The sequence below is a fragment of the Lichenicola cladoniae genome (assembly GCF_013201075.1).
GTDB lineage: Bacteria > Pseudomonadota > Alphaproteobacteria > Acetobacterales > Acetobacteraceae > Lichenicola > Lichenicola cladoniae.
In genome coordinates this window covers 3,110,922-3,132,421 of the sequence record NZ_CP053708.1, presented here as the reverse complement: position 1 = coordinate 3,132,421, position 21,500 = coordinate 3,110,922, and the positions used below count along the sequence as shown (strand labels likewise).

The following is a 21,500-nucleotide window of genomic DNA, read 5'->3' as shown; positions in this document are numbered from 1 at the left end:
CGCCGCCCTCGACACAGGAAGTGGACCCGGTAGCGCTTTGCAGCAACCGGCGACCTCCCAAGGAAACCTCAGTAGAGCTTCTAGGATTGAATGATCTCGCTCCGCTTACCCTCGCCGCCGCGGACGCCCACTCGATGGACCATGCGACGTTCCTGTAGGTCCCGAGGAAACCGCCCTGTGGATAAATCGCCTCAAGTCCTCACGATATTGACGTCGAACCCGAGACTACGACGCAAGCAGGCGTGGGTTCCATCTGCCGATACGATGGAGCTGACGTCATGCCAGAAATCGGTGCCGCGGTCCGGATGAAGCCACCCATACCCTGGCATCAACGTTTCTTCGTTCAGGGTGGTGAAAATGCCGTCGACCCTCTGGTAGAGGCGGCTGACGCCACCGGCAGTGTTTTCGCGCAAGACCACCAGCGCGGGAACGATAAAATCCGCACCGTCCTGGTGTATACCCTCAGGTGATCCGTCGCCCGTGTCTCCGGGTTCCGCGAGCAGCGTGACCTGATGGCATGTCATGGCAAGTTGCTGTATCGAGCTGTCGATCTGCGCAACGCGGCGTGCGATCAGCTGGAGCAGTCCGCAAAATTCCGACGTGGCTGTGGCCCATTCGGACATTGCCGCGAACTTGCGCTCACCTGGGAAGAAGCGGCTTTGAGCCTGCTTGAATGATTGGTTCATCAGGCGATCGATGGTCCAAGGCTGCGACGCCACCCCGGACTTGCGCAGATGGAAGTCAGCAATGGCGCGCTTCCGCCGAGGTCTTATTGCGAGTATCTCATTATAGTTCTCTTCCGTAAAAGAACTGTTTTCAAGAAGGCTGCCGATGGTTTGGACCCCGCGCATGAAGTCCTGTCCGAATTCGCCTTCGGCGAGGTCGGCACCCAGAATTCTCCGGGCGACAGCCAGCTGACGGCTCCGCTGCTCATATAGATCCCAATCTGTGTTCTCGAACGAAATATTAAGGTTCTGAAGCGTCCGTTTTATATCGCCACCGAGCTCCGTTAAAGAAACGTTTTGTAGCACGGACGAATTATCAAAGCTTCTAATCGCAGAGTACACATACTTATCCTTGCTCTCAACTACTGGCTACCAGACCACCTTCCACAAACACAGTCTCTAAGTCAGCTGTCGCGCTTTGTTCATATGCCATGCGTGATGACCAGTCGGCGGGAACTCGTAGTGAAGGGATCCGGAGAGCAGTAGGACAAAAAAACCTTTGTAAGCACCGACGCAGCACTCGACGTGGCAGAACACGGCGTCTGACTTCGGTTTTGAAATCCTTTGGTGCTACCCATACGATTGCTTTCAATATGCGCTTTTCGAGCGGCATCCCAATGGATGCGCCGTTGCGCCAGACGCCGGACCATAATCGGGACTTCCTGGATCGACCGACGGATGAGGTCGGGCGGCCTCTGGTTGCGCGGCATCTCGTTCGCGTGGCAACAGCCTTTTCGCCGGATGGCGGATAGCACCATCATGTCGAAGGTGAGCGTGACGAGAGAGACATGACGATGCCAGCCGCGCCAGTATCAGGTTTCGTCATGCTCAAGCCTGAATCCGTTGTCGGTCCGCATCGAATCAGCCGGTATCGGCGCCCAAACGGAAACCCCTGGCAGGTTTGTGCCTGTGCTCAATCGGGAGTTGCCTGTGGTCTATGGGTGGAAACCCCGGCGCGCAATCAGGCCCGGTTCTTGGACCGCCGGCTCTCGTTGCCGGTATGGAGTTGTGCCGTGGACCTGCGCCAGCACATGGAGAAGGACAAGAACCCTGGCATTCACAAACCTGTCCGGATGGCGCGTCGTCAGAGCGCCGGCCGGTCGGCGCTGAACAGCTCGGTCAGTTCGTCGTTTTGCTGCTTGGAACTCTGGATCAGCAATTTCTCGTCGTCACGGATCGCGACGGTGCGGATGAGCGTCGCCTCGTCGGCTTCGCGGAACGCCTCGACCGCGTCATGAGCACGCGCCTGGTCAAGCCCGAGTTCTCCCAGCACCAGTTCGGTCATCTGCAACGCCGAATGAAACGTTTCGCGTACGATCAGCGGGATGTCGCGCTCCATGAGCAGGTGTGCGTGCCGCCGGTTGCGGGCACGCGCCATGATCCGAAGGTTCGGAAACGTGCGCCGCGCCATGTCCACCACCCGCAGCACGTCGTCCGGATCGCCCAGCGTCACCACCAGCAGCCGTGCCGTCTCGGCGCCGGCGGCCCGCAGCAGGTCGGGACGGCCGGGGTCGCCGTAATAGACCTTGGTGCCGAACCGCCGGATCACCTCGATCTGCGTCGCATCCTGCTCCAGTGCCGTATAGGCGATCCCCTGGGTGCGCAGCACGCGTCCGACGATCTGGCCCATGCGGCCGAAACCGCAGATGATCACCGGTGCGTTCTGCGTCGACACCATGTCGTAGACCGGTTCCTTCTTGCGGCGTTCGAGGCGCGGCAGCAGCAACCGCTCCGACATCGCGAACAGGATCGGGGTCGCCGCCATCGACAAGGCGATCACCAGGGTCGCGCGATCGGCGACCGGTCCGGCCAGGCTGCCGGCGGTCACCGCCGCGCCGAACAGCACGAAGCTGAACTCGCTGCCCTGCGGCAGGGCCAGGCCGAACCGGATCGCCGTGGCACTGTCCTGGCCGCCGATGCGCCCTAGCCCGTAGCCGATCGCCGCCTTGACCAGCAGTAGCGCACCCACCGCAGCCAGGATGCTGCCTGGGTCCGACACCAGCAGGTCCAGCCGCGCCGTCATGCCGACCGACATGAAGAAGAATCCGAGCAGCACGCCCTCGAACGGCTGGATGTCGGCTTCCAGCTCGTGCCGGTATTCCGAGTTCGACAGCAGCACGCCGGCGAGGAACGCGCCGAGCGACATCGACAGCCCGACCTCGTCGGCCAGCCATGCCGTGCCGGCGACGGTCAGCAGCGCCATTGCCGTAAAGACTTCCGGGGTGCGCGCGCCGCCGATCAACCGGAACACCCGCGGCAGCAGCACCAGTCCGCCGACCAGGATCGCACCCACCGCCAGCAGCGCCAGCCCGACGGTGCGCCAGGGCAGCCCGGCTGACAGGTGATGCGCGTGTCCGTTCGCCAGCAGCGGAACCAGTGCCACCAGCGGAATGAACGAGAGATCCTGGAACAGCAGCACCGAGAAGCTGTCGCGTCCGGCCCGTGTTTCCAGCAATTGCCGCTCGGCCAGCATCGGCAGCACGATCGCCGTCGAGGAGAGTGCCAGGCCGGCGCCCAGGGCGGCGCAGGCCGGCCAGTCCAGCCCGCCCCAATAATGGATCAGCGCGGCGAGGACGCAGGCGCTGACCAGCACCTGCGCCGACCCCAGCCCGAACACCGAGCGGCGCAGCGTCCAGAGCCGGGCCGGGCGCAGTTCGAGCCCGATCAGGAACAGCAGCATCACCACCCCGAACTCGGACACGGTGGCGATCTGCGAGACGCCCGACACCAGACCCAGCACCGACGGGCCGATCACCACGCCCCCGACCAGGTAGCCGAGCACGCTGCCGAATCCGGCGCGGCGCGACAACGGCACCGCGAGCACGCTGGCCAGGAGCAAGGCGACGAGTGTGTTCAGCATCCGTAAGGCTCCCGCGGTCCGCGGCATGATGCACCGCCGGGAGCCGATCAGGCGAGACAACCGTTTCGCTTGACGCGCCGGCCGCATGATCGGATGGGCTCCTGGCGACGGCGGCCATCGCCCGAATCATCGACACGGCGGCGGGAGCTTCCATGAATCGCGCGCTCGCCGTGCTTTATCTTGCAGCGCTGATCGATGCGATCGGGGTCGGGCTGATCATCCCGATCCTGCCGGCGCTGCTGCGCCACCTGGCCGGCGACCGCCCGATCGCGGTGCATTACGGCGCGCTGATCTCGACGTTCGCTCTGATGCAATTCCTGTGCGCACCTGTCCTCGGGGCGCTCAGCGACCGGTTCGGACGGCGGCCGATCCTGCTGCTCTCGCTGGCCGGCGGTGCCGCCGACTACCTGCTGACCGGGTTCGCCGGCTCGCTATGGGTGCTCTATCTGGCCCGGGTGCTCGGCGGGGTCACGGCCGCCAACATGGCGGTCATCTCGGCTACCATCGCCGACCTCACCCCGGAAGCCGATCGCGCGCGCCGCTACGGCACGCTGAACGCGGTGATGGGCATCGGCTGGATAGCCGGTCCGATCCTCGGCGGCAGCCTGGGGCAGATCTGGCTTGCCCTGCCGTTCCTGGCGGCGGCAGGCCTCAACGGGCTCAACCTGCTGCTGGCCTGGTTTCTGTTGCCGGAACCGGATCGCCTGCGCGACCGCTCGCCGCTGCGACTGTCCGGAATGAACGCGTTCTCCTCGTTGCGCCGGCTTGGTTCGATGCCCTTGCTGCTGCCGATGATCGGCATCTATTGCGTGATGTGCCTGGTCGGCCAGATCCCGATGTCGATCTGGGTGCTGTATGGCCAGGCCCGCTACGGCTGGACGCCGCTGGTGGTCGGCTGGTCGTTCGCCTGCTACGGGCTGCTGTTCGCATTGAGCCAGGCATTCCTGACCGGTCCGCTGACCCGCAGGATGGGCGAGGGCGGCACCATCCTGCTCGGCATGGTGCTCGATGCCGGCGGCTACGCACTGATGGGACTGGCGACGCGTGGCTGGATGCCGTTCGCGATCATGCCGCTGCTGTCGGCCGGCGGGGTCGGTCTGCCGGCGTTGCAGGCATCGTTATCCGGCGCGGTCGGTCCGGCGCGTCAGGGCGAGCTGCAGGGCACGCTGTCGAGCCTGGCCAACCTCGCCGGCGTGGTCGGGCCGCTGCTGGTGACGCTGCTGTTCGCCGCCACCTTGCACACGCTGCCCGGCACGGTGTGGTTCGTCGGCGTGGCCGCCTACGTGGCTTGCGCGCTGCTGGCCGGGTCGGCACTGCTTGGGCGACGCACCGGAGACCGATCCTCAGAATGAGCACCACCACCTCCCCGCGCCGCAGGCCATTGTCGCCGATCGAGATACGCACGCTCGGTCTCGCCTCGCTCGGCGGCATGCTCGAGTTCTATGATTTCGTGATCTTCGTGTTTTTTACGGGCGTGATCGGCAGGCTTTTCTTTCCGGCCGACCTGCCGGACTGGCTGCGGCAGCTGCAGACCTTCGGGCTGTTCGCCGCCGGCTACCTGGCGCGTCCGCTCGGCGGGGTGATCATGGCGCATTTCGGCGACACCGTCGGCCGCAAGCGCGTGTTCACCTTCAGCGTGCTGCTGATGGCGATCCCGACGCTGCTGATCGGCCTGCTGCCGACCTACGCGCGGATCGGTGCGCTGGCGCCGCTGCTGCTGCTGGCGATGCGGGTGATGCAGGGTGCGGCGATCGGCGGCGAGGCGCCCGGCGGGTGGGTGTTCGTCGCCGAGCATGCGGCTCCGGGACGGGTCGGGCTGGCCGTCGGGCTGCTGACCGGCGGCCTGACCGGCGGCATCCTGCTCGGATCGCTGATGGCGACCTCGATCGACCTCGCCCTGACCCCGGCACAGATCGCCGGCGGCTGGTGGCGGCTGCCGTTCCTGGTCGGCGGGGTGTTCGGGTTCGCCGCCATGGTGCTGCGGCGCTGGCTCGAGGAGACGCCGGTGTTCCTGGAAATGCGCGGCCGCGCCAGGCAGGCGCGTGAGATGCCGCTGCGTGCGGTGCTGCGGCGGCACCGTGCGGCGGTGGTGGCCTCGATGGCCAGCACCTGGATGCTGACCGCGGCGATCGTGGTGGTGATCCTGATGACGCCGTCGCTGCTGCAGAAACTGTTCGCGCTGTCGCCACGCGATACGCTGCTGGCCAATCTCGCCGGGACCGCATCGCTGTGCGTATCGGCGGTCATGGTCGGCATGGCCACCGACCGGTTCGGGCTCAGGCGGACGGCGGTGCCGGTCACGCTGCTGCTGGTCGGCTCGACCTACGCGCTTTACCTGGGTGCGGCGTCCAGGCCGGATGCGCTGGTCTGGCTCTACCTGCTGGCCGGCGCCGGTGCCGGCGTGGCCAGCCTGACGCCGGTGCTGATGGTACGCGCGTTCCCGGCTTCGGTTCGGTTCAGCGGCCTCTCCTTCTCCTACAATGTCGCTTATGCGGTGTTCGGCGGCGCCACCCCGTTGCTGGTGTCGTGGCTGGTTCATCTCGATAGGCTGGCTCCGGCGCATTACGTGGCCGGCGTCGCGGCGATCGGACTGGCGGCGGTGTTCCTTGCGCCGGAATCGACCGGCTGACGCGACGTCTCGACCGGCTCCGGCGCACATGCCAGAAGCTCCTGCAAAGGCCGGGACAGGAGCAGGATCGATGTCTTCCGAAACCAAGCGGGATGCCGGGCTCATCCTGTCGCTCGGCAGCGTGAACATCGACATCATCGCCTATTCGGACCGACTGCCGCGTCCGGGCGAGACCATCCATGCCAGCCGCTACGCGATGGGGCTCGGCGGCAAGGGCGCCAATCAGGCAGCCGCCGCCTCCAGGCTGGCGGCGTCGCTCGGGCTGCGGGTCGAGCTGGCCGGGCGTACCGGCACCGATGCGTTCGGGGAGCTCGCGCGGACCCATCTGGCCGGTTTCGGTGTCGGCCTGTCCGCGCTGCGCAGCGACCCGGACCATCCGACCGGCATCGCCCTGATCGGCGTCGATGCCAACAGCGAGAATATGATCACCTTTGCCGGCGGCGCGAACATGGAACTCGATGTCACCGACGTCGATGCCATCGACGCGTTGCTGAGGCAGACGCGCGTGCTGCTGCTGCAGCTCGAAATCCCGATGCCGGCCAGCCTGGAGGCCGCACGACGTGCGCGGGCCGCCGGTGCGCTGGTGATCCTGGACCCGGCACCCGCGCCTTTGGACGGCCTGCCGGACGAGGCCTGGAGCCTGGTCGATCTGGTGACGCCGAACGAGACCGAGACCGAACGGCTGGTCGGTATCCGGCCGACCGATGCGGCCTCGGCGGCACTCGCCGCAGACCGGTTGCAGGCGAAGGGCCTGACGCGGGCGATCGTCAAGCTGGGCGCACGCGGAGTGTTCTGGCGCGACGGACGGGATAGTGGGTTCGTGCCGCCGTTCCAGGTGCAGGCGATCGACAGCGTCGCTGCCGGGGACTGCTTCAATGGCGGGCTGGCGGTGGCACTGGCGCGCGGCGACACGCTGGGCGACGCGGTGCGGTTCGCTGCCGCGTGCGGTGCGCTCGCGACCACCAGACGAGGTGCGGCGGACGCGGCCCCATCCTTCGACGAGGTCCGTGCGCTGCTCGGCTGACCCGCGGGCGCAATTGGATCCGTTGGATGTTGGCAGCGACGACGCCTGCCGGATCGCGGCCTTGCGATAGACTGATGTGCCTCTTGCCTGCAGAACCGGGCATCGTGCCCTTGTCCCGGAGCCAGCCATGTCCGTGCTCTCGATAGTCGGGCTTTTAATCAGTCGCGCGCAGTCAGGACGTTTCTCGGGTTTGTCTGCGGCAATGCCGTCCGCCGGAACGCCCCCGGCATCGGGTAGACTGCCTTACGTGTCCAGATCTGCTGCAGGGTGACTGACCGCGCCATGACCTTGCCGGACCGCTATCGCCCGCACCGATCGCCACGGGGCTGTTTCCTGTTGTTCCTGCTGCTGGTGTGCCTGCGCGGGGCGGTGGCCGGCGATGCCGGGCCGGTGGTGCATGTCGCGGATGGTGCGCTGCTCGGGCGCGCGACCAACGACCCCGGGGTGCAGGCCTTCATGGCCATCCCGTATGCGGTGCCCCCGGTCGGACCACTGCGCTGGCGTCCGCCGCAGCCGCCGTTACCCTGGTCCGGGGTCCGCGATGCCACGCGCGCCGGGCCCGCCTGCATGCAGTCGCACCGTGGCGACGTCACCGCGATCCCGTCGGAGGATTGCCTGTCTCTGAACGTGTGGGCGCCGCTTCGGCGTCACGGCCCGCCGCTGCCGGTCATGGTGTTCGTGCATGGCGGCGGCTTCGTGTTCGGCTCCGGCGCCGAGCCGGTCTATGACGGAACCGCGCTGGCCGGCCACAAGGTGTTGCTGGTCACGCTGAACTACCGGCTCGGGGTTTTCGGCTTCCTGGCCCATCCGGCGCTCACGCGCGAGGGGGGCGGCACGTCCGGCAATTACGGGCTGCTCGACCAGATCCGGGCACTGCGCTGGATACAGGCCAATATCGGCGCATTCGGCGGCGATCCGCGCAGGGTCACGCTGTTCGGCGAGTCCGCCGGCGGCACCTCGGTCGCGATGCTGCTGGCGTCGCCGCTGGCGCGCGGGCTTTTTGCCCGGGCGATCCTGGAGAGCCCGGCGCTCGGCTGGCGCTTCATGACGCTGGCCGAGGCGGAGCGCACCGGCCTCTCGATCGGGTCCGATCTCGCGGCGCTGCGGCGTGCCCCGGCGCAGTCGCTGGTGGCCGCGAACCTCATGATCCAGTCGCGGGCGCCACGGATGGCACCGGTACCGCTGCCGTTCCCGGTGGTCGACGGGCAGGTGCTGCCGGACCAGCCGAACGCGCTGCTGGAATCACCGGCCGGGTTCCGGATGCCGATGATGATCGGCACCAATGCCGACGAGGGCCTGTCGTTCGCGGCACATTGGCGCGGCCTGTCGCCCGGGGCCTACGCCCAGCGCCTGTCGCTGCTGTTCGGCACGCAGGCCGCGCAGGCGGCACTGGTCTATCCTGCGCACGATCCCGAATCCGCCCTGCGTTCCGGTGCCGACATCATCGGCGACGGCCTGTTCTACGAGGGTGCGCGGATGCTCGGCCGGGCCGGCGCGTCGCGTGAGCCGCGCGCGTTCAGGTATGTGTTTGCCGAACCGATCCTTGGCTTGCCGCCGCGCCACGCAGCCGAGGTCGCGTTCGTGTTCGGCACGCTCGGACGCCTGGCATCCGCCCAGGACCGAGCATTGTCGGAAACGATGATGACTGCCTGGACCCGGTTCGCCACGACCGGCGATCCGAACGGGGACGGGGCGTCCGTGTCCTCCGCCCGGTGGCCGCGCGCGGGCGGGACCGGCGATCCCTATCTCGAACTCGGTCCGACCATCGCCGCTCGTGCCGGGTTCCGCACGATACAGCTCGACTTCATGCAGGGTACCATCCCGGGCGGCTGATCATCAGAACGGCTTGAGCAGGCGGTCGAGATAGTCCAGCTCGGGCTGCGGGCGAGTACGGTCGCTGTCCCGGCGGCGCAGCTCGCGCTCGATCTCGCGCGAACGACCGGTCTCTGTCGCGTCCGGCACGTGGGTGTCCGAGCCATCATCCATGCCTGCATGGCCCGATGCCAGATGCCGACCGAGCGGATCCTTTTTGCCGTCCTGCTCGGCACCGCTGGCCTCGTCCTGGCCGGGTTCGCTGCCCGTGCCGGACCCGGACTGGCCGTCGCCCGGGAGCAGCGCCATTCCGCTGCCACCGCCGCTGCCGCTGCCGGACATCGCACTGCGCATCTGCTGCGCGCCTTTCTGGAGCGATGCGAGCGCCTGCATCTGTGCCGTCACGGCCGGCGCATCCTGGCCTGCGGACAGCGCGTCGCGAGCCCGATCCATCGCCTTCGAGGCGTCGTTGAGCCCGGCCGCTGCCTTGCCGGTCAACGACTTGAACTCGGTCGACAACTCGCCGAGCGCGCGGCGCAGCACATGCTGGGCATGGCCGTCGGACTTCTGGCTGGATTGCTGGTCCGGTCCGGTCGCACCGGCTTGCGGCGTTCCCTGGGATGGCGACTGCTGCGGCGATCCTGGAGGCGATCCGGCCTGCGGTGGCGCCCGCCGGGGTGGCAGGCTTGCCTCCGGAATGCCGAGCTGGCGCATCAGGTCGCGGGTGGCCGGGTCGACGGCATCCTCGCCGTCCTGCTGCGTCCCGGCCCGGGCCTGTTCCGCCGCGTCGGCCTGGTTCTGCCTGGACTGGGCATGGTCGAGCAGCGCGGTCTGCCGCTGCACCAGGTCCTGCACGGCCTCCATCTGTTCCTTGGCCTGCTGCTGGGCCTGGGCCTGCTGGCGCGCGCTCTCCAGGTCCCGCGGCGTCGCGGCGCGCATGTGCTCGAGCATCGCCTGCATGCGCGACAGCATCTGCATCGCCTCCTGCGGATGCCCGGCGGCGGCGGCATCCCGCATCTGCTGCAGCATGCGGGCCAGATCCTGGCCTCCCAGCATCTTCTGGTCCGGCATCGGCGGCAGCGCCGTGTGTTCGCGCTGCGCCTGGGCCGCCAGCGCCTGCATCCGGTGGGCGATCGCCGCCGTCAGCGCATCGATCCTGGCACGCAGCTTGGCCTGCTCCGGATCCGACTGGCCGCGGTCGCCGAGCTGCCGCATGTGTTCGAGCTGGGCCGACAGCCCGTCCTGGGCGGCCCGCACGTCGAGCGCCGCGCGCGCTCCGTCGCGGTCGTTGTGCAGGCCATCCTCGAGTGCCAGCGCCAGCTCCCACAGCCTGGACACGCCCTCGTCGGTCGCAGCGGGCGATGCAGGCTGAAGCCGAAGCAGCGAGGCATCGGCACTGAGGTTCAGGAACAGGCTGCTATCCTGCGCGAAGGCACCCGGCGTGTCGCCGAGCGCCTGCAGGTCGTCGGCGGCCTCCGCCGGCTGCTCCCGGCCGAGCGCCAGCCGCCGCCGTACATCCAGCACCGCGCGCGCCAGCGGATTGCGGAACGGCCGCGCCGGCAGGGTGAAGGCCGCGTCGGCACTGCGGCCGGTTTGTCCCGATGCATCGGTCGCCAGCAGTCGCGCGGTCACCGGTTCGCCCGCCCACGGGTCGGCCGAAAGGTCGGGCAGTGCCACCCCCTTGGCGGATTTCGTGCTGCCCGGCATCGGGATCGGCACGCGAACGACCCGCTCCGGCTGGTCGCGCCGGCCTGGTTTGGTCAGCCTGAGCTCGGCCATGAGCGTCTGTACGCCGTAGCGGTGGGACACCGACCAGGGCAGTTTGGTTTGCCACGGTTCGTTGGTGGCCGGACCGGGAGGTGAGGCCCAGCTCACCACCGGTGCCAGGATCGGCTGCACGGTGATGGTCCAGTCCGCCAGCCGGTAGCCGGCGCCGCGCACGCTGACCACCGTGCTGCCGGTGAGGGGCTGTCCGAGGGTCCAGCTTGTCGGCGAGAGCCGGACGAAACGGACCGGGCCGGTTCCCTGCATCGAGACTCTGGGCCGCGATGCGAGCCCGGTCAGGCTCAGCATCAGCGTGGCACCGGCGGGCACGTCGTAGCGACCGTGCGGATCGGTCAGGAAGATCGGCGCGCCGCCGGCATAGTCCGGCGGGGTGATCCAGGCCTGCAGGGCGGGCCTGGGTCCCAGTGGAATGTCCAGGCCCGGCCAGAAGCCGGACGCGATCCGCATCGGTGCCTCACGCCCCGCCAGCAGCAGGCAGACCACCAGCACTCCGAGCAGCGGCAACCCCAGGCGGTAGCGATCGTGGCGACGCAGCCCCAGCCGTGGCGGCCCGGCGGTCAAGCGGCTTAGGCCGGCCTCGGTCCGATGCAGATGGGCCTGCCAGATCCGGCTGGTGGCATCGTTGCCTGCGTGGTCGAAGGCGGGCTGGTCGCCGAGCGCCAGCAGCGGACGGTGGGCCAGTCCCGACGCGCGCTCGATGCGGTCGTCGCGGCGGCGCAGGCCCGGCGCGCGGAGCAGGACCAGCCGGCGATACAGGAGCAGGCCGGTGCAGGCGACGATCGCGAGCAGCAGGGCCGCATGCAGCCAGAGCGGCAGGCGCTGCGGCAGCGTCAGCAACGATGCGATCAGCACGACGATCAGCACGCCTATCGCCGGCAGCAACCTCGGCCAGATCTGCTCGATCCACAGGACCCGGCCCGCCTGCCGGCGCGCCCGTGCGAGGACGGGAAGCTGGCTCATTCGGCGGCTCGTCCGGCTCCTGTTTCGCCCGCGGCGATCCAGTCGGGCACGAGCTCGCCGGCCCAGAGCTGCTCGACCGGCTGGCGGGGCCGTATCGTGGTCCAACGTGACCCGTCGACCAGCGCCTGGGCTGCCAGCGGCCGCGAATTATAGGTCGAACTCATCACCGCACCGTAGGCGCCGGTATCCAGGATCGCGACGCGGGCGCCGGCCGCAAGGTGCGGCAGCGGCCGGTCGAGCGCGAACGTGTCGCCGGTCTCGCAGACCGGTCCGACCAGATGGGCGGGTCCGGCCGGCTGCACGGCGTCGCGAGCCGACAGCGGCACCACCCCGTGCCAGGCCTCGTACAGGCTCGGACGCAGCAGGTCGTTCATCGCGGCGTCCAGCACCACGAACGGCGCACGTCCGGCGCTCTGCTTGACCAGCAGCACGCGCGACAGCAGCACGCCCGCCGGCGCCACCAGCCAGCGGCCGGGCTCGACCACCAGCTTCAGTCCGAGATCGCCGAGGGTGACGCGGATGGCATGCGCCAGGGCCCGCGGCGATCCCTCGATCTCGTCGCGATAGCTGATGCCGAGGCCGCCGCCGCAATCCACCAGCGACACCGCCTGGCCCGCCTCGCGCACCCGCCGGACCAGGTCGGCGATGCGTGCATAGGCGGCGCGGAACGGCGCCGGGTCGTTGATCTGGCTGCCGATATGCACCGCGAACCCGATCGGCTCGATGCCGGGCAGGCGGGCGGCCAGCGCATAGAGGTCCGCCGCCTCGTCGTAGGCGACGCCGAACTTGTTGTCCGCGAGCCCGGTGGTGATCTTGGCGTGGGTGCCTGCGTCGATGTCGGGGTTTACCCGCAGCACGATCCGAGCGGTCCGGCCGCAGGCGCTTGCCAGGCCTGAAAGGCGCTCCAGCTCCTCACGGCTTTCGACGTTGATCTGGCTGATCGAAAGCGACAGAGCGAGGCCAAGCTCGTCATCCGACTTGCCGACGCCGGAGAACACGATACGGGCGGGCGGGATGCCGGCCTCGATCGCGCGACGCATCTCGCCGCCGCTCACGACGTCCGCACCGGCGCCTTCAATGGACAGGATCCGAAGGATCGCGAGATGGTCGTTGGCCTTGACCGCGTAATGGATCGAGGCCCCGAGGCTTGGCTCCGCCAGTGCTGCTTCCAGGCGCCGATAGCGGGACCGCAGCGTTCCGGCCCCGGTGACCCAGACCGGGGTTCCCAGCGCATCCGCGATGGCGGCGAGCGGCACCTGTTCCAGCATCAGCCCCTCGAGCGCATGCATGCGGAGATGCGGACGCGCCGCGAGCAGGTCGGCGACGCTCGGGTCGGTCATGGAGCTCGAAGGCGGGGCGGACACGCTTGGCATGGACATCAGAGTAGGGGCGGGCCGGTTCGTCTCCAAGTGCCGGTTGCGGTTCGGCGATGGCTTCGTGTGGCAGGCGGCGATACGCTCCCGGCTGCTGCGGCGAAGGGGCGGGGACATGGCGGATGCGTTGATCGAGGCTGCGCTGGCGGCGCGGCAGCATGCCTATGCGCGCTACTCGAAATTCTTGGTCGGGGCCGCGATCCGGTGCGAGCGTGGCGTCATCCATGCCGGATGCAATGTCGAGAACGCTGCGTATCCGCAGGGCGTGTGCGCGGAAGCGGGGGCGATCTCCTCGATGATCCTGTCCGGCAGCCGGCAGATCGAGGAGGTGGTGATCGCCGGCGGCGGCACGGGACCTTGCACGCCGTGCGGCGGCTGCCGGCAGAAGATCCGCGAGTTCGCCGGTCCGGATGTTAGGATCCGGATCGTCGATCCCGATGGACGCACCCTTCTCGTGCGAAGCCTCGCCGAGCTGCTGCCGGACTCGTTCGGACCGGAATCGCTCGGCTAGAACATCATCCGGTCGCCTCGCTCTCTCGGTCCGATTATTCGACCGGAACACCGAAGCTGTTCGCGAGCAGCCGGCGCAGGCCTTGCCGCCATGTTTCCCAGCTCGGGGCATTGCCGCCACGTTCCGAATGATCGCGGTGCCTCCGGGACGGGCGGTCGCCGCGCGCCATGACGATGTCGCTCATCGCATCCACGTCGAGATAGGCGACCTCCGAGGTCTTCGGGTCGCGGCCACCTCCAGCTTCCGCCGGGCGGTTTCTCGGGAACCTGAACTTCACCAGCGGCAGCCCGCTGGTCCGCGCCTCGATCCCGGCGACGCTGGTTGCACATTCGCGGGACGTGAGCAGGAACAGGTCGGCCCCGAGCAGGAGTTCCGCGGGCGCCGCATCCGGGTTCAGCAGCCGGACATGTGCACCCAGCCCGAGCCGGTCGATATCGTTCTGGCACAGTCCGGCGAACAGCGGATCCTCGGTGGCCCCGATCCAGAGAAAGAAGGCCTGCCGCGGGGGATTCTCCACCGGCACCTCGGAGAGGCTGCGTGAAATGACCTGGGCCGCCACCTGGATGAACAGATCGGTGCCGGTGCGGAACGCCACGTCGCCGCTACCCATGACGATCAGCGCATCGAGCGGCAGCCCGAGCTGGCGACGCAGGGTCAGCCTTGCCTGGCGGACAGTCAGGTTGGGCGGCGGCTGCACGATGCCGTCGGCAATCACCGTTACCTGCGCCGGGTCGAGGCGGTAGTGCAGGATCAGCGCCTCGCGGGCGGGCTCCGAGCCGGTCACGATGCACGATGCCGTCCGCGCAAGTGTCTGCATCGCGCTGTCGCCACCGGGCAGGCTGTCGATCAGGAGTGGCATTTCGTGCAGCCAGGCCAGCAGCTCCAGGCCGAGCGAGCCGATCAGCCGCGCCACGTCAGGCATCGCGGCACTGTTGATGATGACGAGGCGCGGCGTCGGCAGCGCACGGAACGAGTGCAGGATGTCTGCCAGCGTATCGACGTCGGCCGATGCCTCCATGTCCGCCGGCAGGACGATCGTCGGAGCGAGTGCTGCGAATGCCGGTGAGAGCGGCCCGTCATGACGAACGATCACGCGACAACTCAGCTCGGGATCGGTGACCAGCTGCTGCAACGCGCGCAACGCGCAGATGCCCGCATCGCCATGCGATGCCTGCTGCACGATGAGCAGGATCGACGTGGCTCCGGCGATCGGGGCGGGTGACGGGAAGTGGCCTGTCGTCGCCGGCAGGATCCAGTCATGCCGCTCGATGGCGCGCGGCAGCGGCGACAGGCGCTGCGCACGACCGACCGACAGATAGTGGCCGAGCGGCGGCGTGCCCGTCGCCGCGGCGCAGGATGGATGGCAGGCACGGTAGAAGGCCGGGTCGAACTCGTCGCTCAGCGGCAGCAGATGGGTCTCCGGTGTGCGCAGGAAGTGCGCGAGCGGACCAGCGCTTTCGTCCCGCGCACCGGAATTTCGAACCTGATAGATCACGGCGGGGAAAAACGGGTTCGGGTCGCGGCCCTCCCTTATGCCGTCGCGGACATAATGAACGAACGGTGGCAGGCCGCTATCGATCACGTCCGGGTTCTGGTTGCGATAGAACCAGGTATCGAACAGCGGATGCGGATCACGATTTTCCACGAGGCCGAATTCGAGGAAATGCAGGAACGGATCGATCCCGGTATCGGCAAGGTCCGGATGCTGGAGCACGTAGTGCCTGGCATCGAACAGCGGATGCGGCGATCGCTCGAGGCCGCAACCGTTCGAGGCGCAATGCAGCAGGGCGTCGCAAAGTGCCACCGGCGCCGAGCAGCTTGCGGCGTAGTGCCCGGCATCGAACAGCCAGTGGGTGCGAGCCTGCTCGCGAAAGCCCTGCTGCAGGTAATGGGCAAGCGGATCGATTCCGGCGGCCTCGATATCCGGCCGCTGGTCCAGATACGCCCTGGGGTCGAACAGCGGATGCGGCTGCAGCCGCTCGCGCCAGCCTTGCGCTACGTAGTGGATCAACGGATGCAGTGCCTGGTCCATGCGCGGCTGGCGGCGCCGGTAATAGACCGGGTCGAATAACGGGTTCGGCCGCCGGTTCTCGCGCCGGCCGGCACCGAGCATGTGCGTCAGCGGATTGGTGCCGGGAGCCAGCGCCGGACTCTGCCGCATATAGAAACGGGCATCGACCAGAGGATGCGGATCGAGGGCGGCCTGGATGCCGGTTTCGAGATAATGCAGGAAAAGGAAAGCACGTTCGGCCGGCGCGCCTGCCTGGTGGAGATAAAAATCCGGATCGAACAGCGCGCAGGGCGACCGGCCTTCGGCAAGTCCGAGTGTCAGGAAGTGATCCAGCGGATCGATTCCGGTCGCGGCGACATCCTGGTTTTGCGACAGGTAGAAGCCGCGATCGAAGAGCAGCCGGATGGCATACAGCGCCGCGCGGTCGGGCCGCGCGGATTGTTCGCGGACGTCTCCCAAGCCGGAATGAGTGCCGCCGGCCCACGCCCGTGTTTCGACCGATGTCATGCTGTCGGCCATTGCATCCGCTGCCATCGCTTCGCCCTGTTTATTGAGCGGACGGTATTCTCGAGCGGTTAAGTCGCGGTTAACGAGACAGACCTCGCCAGGTGGAACCGGGGGCCCTGCACGATCGTTCGACGGCTAGAAACCAGGAGTGATGGTACATGGCCTTCGTCAAAATGCCCGACGGGATCAACCTGTTCTACAAGGACTGGGGTACGGGCAAGCCGGTGGTGTTCATCCATGGCTGGCCGGTCAATTCCGACATGTGGGAATACCAGATGGACCCGATGGCACGGCGTGGCCTTCGCACCATCGCGTATGACCGTCGCGGGTTCGGGCGATCGGACCAGCCTGGTGGCCGCTATGACTACGATGTCCTGGCGGACGATCTGCATGCGCTGCTGGAGGCGCTCGATCTGAACGACGTCACTCTGGTCGGCTTCTCGATGGGCGGTGGTGAGGTTGCCCGCTACCTCTCCCGACATGGCAGTGCACGCATCGCGCGATCGGTCCTGGTCTCCGCCGTCACGCCATACCTGATGGAAACCCCCGACAATCCTGAGGGCGTCGATCGTGGCATCTTCGACCAGATGGTCGAACAACTCAAAACCGATCGGCCGCATTTCCTGGCGGGCTTCGGAAAGAAGTTCTATGGCGCCGGCCTGCTCAGTTTTGCTGTTTCGTCCGAGTTTCTGGAATGGAACAGCGGCATGGCGTTGACGGGGTCGCCGCGTGCGACGATCGATTGCGTCAGGCTGTTTTCCGAGACGGATTTCCGTGCCGACATGAAGGCGTTCGACAAGCCGACCCTGGTGATACATGGAACGTCGGATGCGACGGTTCCCGCCGGCGTATCCGGAACACGGGCTGCTGCTCTGATACCGGGCGCGCAATACATCGAATATGACGGCGCGCCACATGGACTTTTCTATACCGAGCGGGAGCGCCTGACCGCGGATCTGCTCGCCTTCATCGGTACGTAGCCAGCTTCTGTATCAGGAGGGCGGTACCAGCAGGACCGCCTCGTTGATCCGCCAGCTTTCACCGTCGGCTACGAGTTTGTCGATCAGCACGGGATCTTCGAGAAACTGGCCCTCCTGGTACGGCCCGAACGCGTGCATGACGATTACGCCGCGGCGCGGCTCGGGTCGCGTATCAGCTCTTGTCATTTAGTCCTGGTCCAATGCAGACGTCGTCGGGGAACATGCGGCGATAGAGCCGATCCTTGGCTTCGTCGGATAGAGGCATTCTTATACCGGACACGGAGTCGTGCAACGCGCGCGCGGCAATCCGGTCGAGCATTGCCCAGGAGGGCGACGCAAGGCCAGTGCTGAACATCCCGTTCGATGGAGGCTGGTCGGATCGGGTCACCCTGAACTCCTGTCCTGCTCGACGGAATGACGGTGGACGCGCTCTGTGGCGCATTCATGGCGTTCAACGTCCTTGTAACGGGAGTCAGCGATCAATTGATGAATATGCGACAGGTTGTGACTTTAGGGTCACTGCTCGGATTGTTCTTATCCCGTTCGACCGGTGCCGCTACCCTTCCGCTACGCCCGGGCGTCGGTGCCGTCGATCACCGCATCCCGGTCGATATAAGCGCCAAGCCGTGGAACAGCCTGGTGCGTGTACAGACCGAGCTTGGCGAACGCTGCACCGGCTTCGTGGTGTCGCCCCAGGTCGTGGTGACGGCAGCCCATTGCCTGTTCCTGCCGCGGGTGCGGCGTTTCATCCAGCCGGCTTCGGTGCACGTGCTGCTTGCTTATCGTGACGGGAACTATGCGGCGCACGCCCTGGTGCTCCGCTTCGTCGTGCCGGCGGCCTACAATCCACTCGACGAGGCCGGTACTGCCGGTGCCGATCGTGCGGTCCTGGTGCTCGACCAGCGTCTGCTGCCGGAAGCCGAGACGCTGCCGGAGGCGCCGGTGCCGGTTATGCCGGCCCGGATCCTGCTCGGCGGCTACGGACAGGACCGGAACGAGGTCGCGATCGCGGACCGGACCTGCGCGCTGGTCGGACAGGCCAGCGACGGGCAGGGAAGGCCGTTGCTGGTCCATGATTGCGAGGCGACCCGCGGGACCAGTGGCGCGCCCCTGCTTTGGCAGCGGCCTGACGGACGCTGGGCGGCGGTCGGCATCCAGATAGAAGCGGCGGCCGGGGCAGGGGGACGTGCGGTCCCGCTGGTCGGCACGCCGGATCCCGCTATTGGGTCGGGTAGACCCGCGGATAGGTGATGTGATTGCTGGGGCCGGGCGCTTCCGGCGACCCCTTCTTGCCGCAGGCCGACAGCCCGGTGCCCATCGCCAGGCACACCACCAGCGCGACCAGCTTCGTGCGCGCGGCTGGGGAAATCTTCATGAAGCAGCTCCGTGCGGGTGTTGCAGGCGTCCGATCCAGGCCGAAGCCTGCCTCGCCACGTTGTCGGGAGCGGTCCCGCCCTCGCTGGTCCGGGACGCGACCGAGGCATCGACCGTCAGCACCGCGAACACCTCCGCGGTGATCCCCGGCTCCTCCGCCTGCATCTCCTCCAGCGACAACTCCGCAAGCTCGACCCCGCGTGCCTCGGCCCGTCCGACCAGCCGCCCGGTAACGTGGTGGGCGGTGCGGAAGGGCAGCCTCAATACCCGCACCAGCCAGTCAGCGAGATCGGTCGCGGTCGAGTAGCCGGAGCCGGCGAGAGCGCGCATCCGGTCAGTCCGTGCGACCAGGTCGCGGACCATGCCTTCGGTCGCGGCGAGGCAGAGCGCCGACGCGTCGGTGGCCTGGAACACCGGCTCCTTGTCCTCTTGCATGTCCTTGGCATAGGCCAGCGGCAGTCCCTTCATGACCGTCAGCAGACCCATCAGCGCGCCGACGATGCGCCCGGTCTTTGCCCGGGTGAGTTCGGCGGCATCCGGGTTGCGCTTCTGCGGCATGATCGAGGAGCCGGTGGTGAAGGCGTCGGACAGCCGGATGAAACCGAACGGCGCCGAGCACCAGGTCACGATCTCCTCGGCCAGCCGTGACAGGTGCACCGCCATGATCGACAGCGCCGACAGGTACTCCAGGGCGAAATCGCGGTCCGATACCGCGTCCAGCGAGTTCTGCGTCGGCCGGTCGAAATCCAGCAGGGAAGCGGTCAGCGCGCGGTCGATCGGGAACGAGGTGCCGGCCAGCGCCGCGGAGCCGAGCGGGCACTCGTTCAGCCGGCGCCTTGTATCGGCCAGCCGTCCGCGATCGCGGGATAGCATCTCGACATAGGCCAGCAGGTGATGGCCGAACGTCACCGGCTGCGCGGTCTGCAGGTGGGTGAAGCCGGGCATCGGGTCGGCGGCGTGCTCGGCGGCCCGGATGGCGAGGCTCAGCATCAGCGAGGCGACCTGCCGGTCCAGCGCGTCGATGGCATCGCGCACCCAGAGCCTGAAGTCGGTGGCAACCTGGTCGTTTCGGCTGCGGGCCGTGTGCAGCCGCTTGCCAGCCTCGCCGATCCGTTCGGACAGGCGCGCCTCGATATTCATGTGGATGTCCTCGAGCGCCGTCTCGAAGACGAAGGTGCCGGCCTCGATCTCCGCGCCGATCGCATCGAGCCCGTCGCGGATCGCGGTCTCGTCGGTTCCGCTCAGGATTCCGGCACGCGCCAGCATCCGCGCATGCGCCTTGGAGCCGCGCAGGTCCTGGCGCCACAGGACCTGGTCGAAGCCGATCGAGGCGTTGATCTCCTGCATGATGGCGGATGGGCCGCCCGCGAAACGGCCGCCCCATTGTGCGTTCGCCGGCTTTGCACCCACTCCGGCATTTACCGGCCTTGCGCTATTGCCGTCGTCTTCTAAAGACATGCGATGTCCAGGATCATGCAAAAAACTCTTCGCCGCACCGTGCTCGCGGCCGGCGGGACCCTACTGGCCGGCGCAGTCGCGCGCAAATATCTGGTCGAGCCCGGCCAGGCGGAACAGGCGGACCCCGGCCATCCACCGGTCCAGCCGCTCGACATCATCAAACCGCATCCGCCGACGATCCTGCCTCGGCTCACTTTCCTGGATGCTGATGGCAAGGCGCAGTCGCTGGAGCAGTATGCCGGGCACGGCCTGGTCCTGAATTTGTGGGCGACCTGGTGCGTTCCCTGCGTCGCGGAAATGCCGGCGCTCGATGCCCTGTCCCGAACCCTGGCGCCGTCCGGAATACGCGTATTGACCGTCTCGCTCGACCGCAGCGGTGCGGCGGCGGTTAGGCCTTTCTACGCGGCGCACGGGATCAACTCGCTGCCGGTGCTGCTCGATCCGCACAGCGTCTTGCTGGGTGCTCTGGGACTGGACGGCATTCCCACCACCCTGCTGGTCGGCAAGACCGGCCTGGAGGTCGCGCGCCTGCAGGGGCCGGTCGATTGGGCCTCGCCCCAGGCTGCGGCACTGGTCACGAAACTCATCGGCTAGGGATGTTCGCCCCTGCCGGCCGGGATTAAGCCGGGGCCGGCGACGAGGCCATCTGCTCGTAGGTGATCACCTCGAAGCCGGCCAGCCAGGCCGTACCGAATGCCGTCGAGATGGCGACGTCGGTCGCATCGCGTCCGCGTGCCATCAGGACGCGGCCGATGCGCGGCTTGTTGTGCCTTGCGTCGAACACATACCAGGCGCCGCCGAGATACACGTCGAACCAGGCGCTGAAATCCATCGGGTCGTCCACGGCCGGCACGCCGATGTCACCGAGATAGCCGGTGCAGTAGCGCGCCGGGATGTTCATGCAGCGGCACAGCGTCACCGCCAGATGCGCGAAGTCGCGGCACACGCCCCTCCGCTCCATGAAGCCCTCGTAGGCGGTCCGCGTCGGGCGCGCGTGCTCGTAGCCGAAGCTGATGCGATCCTGGACGTAATCGACGATCGCCTGCACGCGCGACCAGCCCGGTGTCACGTGGCCGAACAGCGACCACGCGGTGTCCGACAGACGGTCGGTCTCGCAGTAGCGACTGCCGAGAAGATAGACCAGCACATCGTCGGGCAGATTCTCGACCAGCGACTGCTCGGCATCCGGCGCATACAGGTCTGGCTGCCCGCTATCGGCGATGGTGAACTCATTGGTGATCCGCAACAGTCCCGGCGGTGCGACGACCCGTGTGCAGACGTTGCCGAATACATCGCGATAATGATGCGCCGGCACCGGCGGGTCGAACATCATCTGCTGCGGCGATTGCAGATCCGGCTCGCGTTCGGGATGGATGCTCAGCATCAGCAGCAGCGGCGTCGGATTGGGGGCATTGAAGGCGATGTCGTATCCGGCGCGGATCAGCATCGGTGTCCCTTTCGCATTAGCCGGGCGCTCGTTCCTCGATGCGC

At 67.6% G+C, this 21,500-nt stretch carries 17 protein-coding genes; 8 read left to right on the top strand and 9 right to left on the bottom strand.

The genetic code is table 11. The annotated features are described in order from the left end of the window. Positions 1-191 precede the first annotated feature (191 nt). Together HN018_RS14275 and HN018_RS14270 are read right to left on the bottom strand one after the other, a co-directional pair. Positions 192-1,067 (bottom strand): 2OG-Fe dioxygenase family protein, encoded by an 876-nt coding sequence (locus tag HN018_RS14275; protein WP_171833421.1) that lies wholly within the window; start codon positions 1,065-1,067, stop codon positions 192-194. Positions 1,068-1,809: 742 nt separating this feature from the next. Continuing rightward, the gene (locus HN018_RS14270) at positions 1,810-3,585 is read right to left on the bottom strand and encodes a monovalent cation:proton antiporter-2 (CPA2) family protein (RefSeq protein ID WP_171833422.1); all 1,776 of its coding nucleotides are present in this window, start codon (positions 3,583-3,585) and stop codon (positions 1,810-1,812) included. 152 nt (positions 3,586-3,737) lie between these two features. On the opposite strand from HN018_RS14270, the gene HN018_RS14265 reads away from it, so the two are divergent. The 4 genes from HN018_RS14265 (at position 3,738) to HN018_RS14250 (ending at position 9,071) form a co-directional block, all read left to right on the top strand. Then, positions 3,738-4,937, top strand: coding sequence for a TCR/Tet family MFS transporter (locus HN018_RS14265; RefSeq protein ID WP_171833423.1), 1,200 nt, complete (start codon positions 3,738-3,740; stop codon positions 4,935-4,937). Then, on the top strand, positions 4,934-6,214 hold the full coding sequence (locus tag HN018_RS14260; protein WP_171833424.1) for an MFS transporter: 1,281 nt from the start codon (positions 4,934-4,936) through the stop codon (positions 6,212-6,214). The genes HN018_RS14265 and HN018_RS14260 overlap by 4 nt, the downstream gene beginning before the upstream one ends. Before the next feature lie 70 nt (positions 6,215-6,284). After that, entirely contained in the window at positions 6,285-7,238 is a 954-nt protein-coding gene (locus HN018_RS14255) for a ribokinase (protein ID WP_171833425.1), read from the top strand. Between the two features lie 282 nt (positions 7,239-7,520). Next, the gene (locus tag HN018_RS14250; protein ID WP_171833426.1) at positions 7,521-9,071 is read left to right on the top strand and encodes a carboxylesterase/lipase family protein; all 1,551 of its coding nucleotides are present in this window, start codon (positions 7,521-7,523) and stop codon (positions 9,069-9,071) included. Between the two features lie 3 nt (positions 9,072-9,074). Here HN018_RS14250 and HN018_RS14245 read toward each other — a convergent pair whose 3' ends face one another. Both HN018_RS14245 and lysA read right to left on the bottom strand, forming a co-directional pair. Continuing rightward, positions 9,075-11,795: a DUF4175 domain-containing protein gene (locus HN018_RS14245; RefSeq protein ID WP_171833427.1), complete on the bottom strand. Its 2,721-nt coding sequence runs from the start codon at positions 11,793-11,795 to the stop codon at positions 9,075-9,077. Beyond that, positions 11,792-13,135, bottom strand: coding sequence for a diaminopimelate decarboxylase (lysA, locus tag HN018_RS14240; RefSeq protein ID WP_338033974.1), 1,344 nt, complete (start codon positions 13,133-13,135; stop codon positions 11,792-11,794). Before lysA ends, HN018_RS14245 begins: the two co-directional genes overlap by 4 nt. A 148-nt stretch (positions 13,136-13,283) precedes the next feature. On the opposite strand from lysA, the gene HN018_RS14235 reads away from it, so the two are divergent. Continuing rightward, complete coding sequence (locus HN018_RS14235; RefSeq protein WP_171833573.1) at positions 13,284-13,679, top strand: cytidine deaminase; 396 nt, start codon at positions 13,284-13,286, stop codon at positions 13,677-13,679. Positions 13,680-13,713: 34 nt separating this feature from the next. On the opposite strand, the gene HN018_RS14230 is transcribed toward HN018_RS14235, so the two are convergent. Then, the gene (locus HN018_RS14230; protein ID WP_171833429.1) at positions 13,714-16,224 is read right to left on the bottom strand and encodes a glycosyltransferase family protein; all 2,511 of its coding nucleotides are present in this window, start codon (positions 16,222-16,224) and stop codon (positions 13,714-13,716) included. Positions 16,225-16,355: 131 nt separating this feature from the next. Here HN018_RS14230 and HN018_RS14225 point away from each other — a divergent pair, with 131 nt between their 5' ends. Beyond that, positions 16,356-17,177 carry an alpha/beta fold hydrolase gene (locus HN018_RS14225; RefSeq protein WP_171833430.1) on the top strand — a complete coding sequence of 274 codons (822 nt, stop codon included), beginning with the start codon at positions 16,356-16,358 and terminating at the stop codon, positions 17,175-17,177. Between the two features lie 12 nt (positions 17,178-17,189). Here the strand turns inward: HN018_RS14225 and HN018_RS14220 are convergent, their stop codons facing one another. Then, complete coding sequence (locus HN018_RS14220; RefSeq protein WP_171833431.1) at positions 17,190-17,363, bottom strand: hypothetical protein; 174 nt, start codon at positions 17,361-17,363, stop codon at positions 17,190-17,192. Positions 17,364-17,669: 306 nt separating this feature from the next. Between HN018_RS14220 and HN018_RS14215 the strand changes: the two genes are divergently transcribed. Further along, positions 17,670-18,428: a trypsin-like serine peptidase gene (locus HN018_RS14215; RefSeq protein ID WP_171833574.1), complete on the top strand. Its 759-nt coding sequence runs from the start codon at positions 17,670-17,672 to the stop codon at positions 18,426-18,428. On the opposite strand, the gene HN018_RS14210 is transcribed toward HN018_RS14215, so the two are convergent. Both HN018_RS14210 and argH read right to left on the bottom strand, forming a co-directional pair. After that, on the bottom strand, positions 18,397-18,552 hold the full coding sequence (locus HN018_RS14210) for a lipoprotein (protein ID WP_171832866.1): 156 nt from the start codon (positions 18,550-18,552) through the stop codon (positions 18,397-18,399). The genes HN018_RS14215 and HN018_RS14210 overlap by 32 nt on opposite strands. Further along, positions 18,549-20,009, bottom strand: coding sequence for an argininosuccinate lyase (argH, locus tag HN018_RS14205; protein ID WP_171833432.1), 1,461 nt, complete (start codon positions 20,007-20,009; stop codon positions 18,549-18,551). Before argH ends, HN018_RS14210 begins: the two co-directional genes overlap by 4 nt. A gap of 15 nt (positions 20,010-20,024) precedes the next feature. On the opposite strand from argH, the gene HN018_RS14200 reads away from it, so the two are divergent. Continuing rightward, the gene (locus tag HN018_RS14200) at positions 20,025-20,603 is read left to right on the top strand and encodes a TlpA disulfide reductase family protein (RefSeq protein WP_171833433.1); all 579 of its coding nucleotides are present in this window, start codon (positions 20,025-20,027) and stop codon (positions 20,601-20,603) included. Between the two features lie 25 nt (positions 20,604-20,628). Here the strand turns inward: HN018_RS14200 and HN018_RS14195 are convergent, their stop codons facing one another. Further along, on the bottom strand, positions 20,629-21,456 hold the full coding sequence (locus HN018_RS14195) for a transglutaminase-like domain-containing protein (protein ID WP_171833434.1): 828 nt from the start codon (positions 21,454-21,456) through the stop codon (positions 20,629-20,631). Between the last annotated feature and the right edge of the window lie 44 nt (positions 21,457-21,500).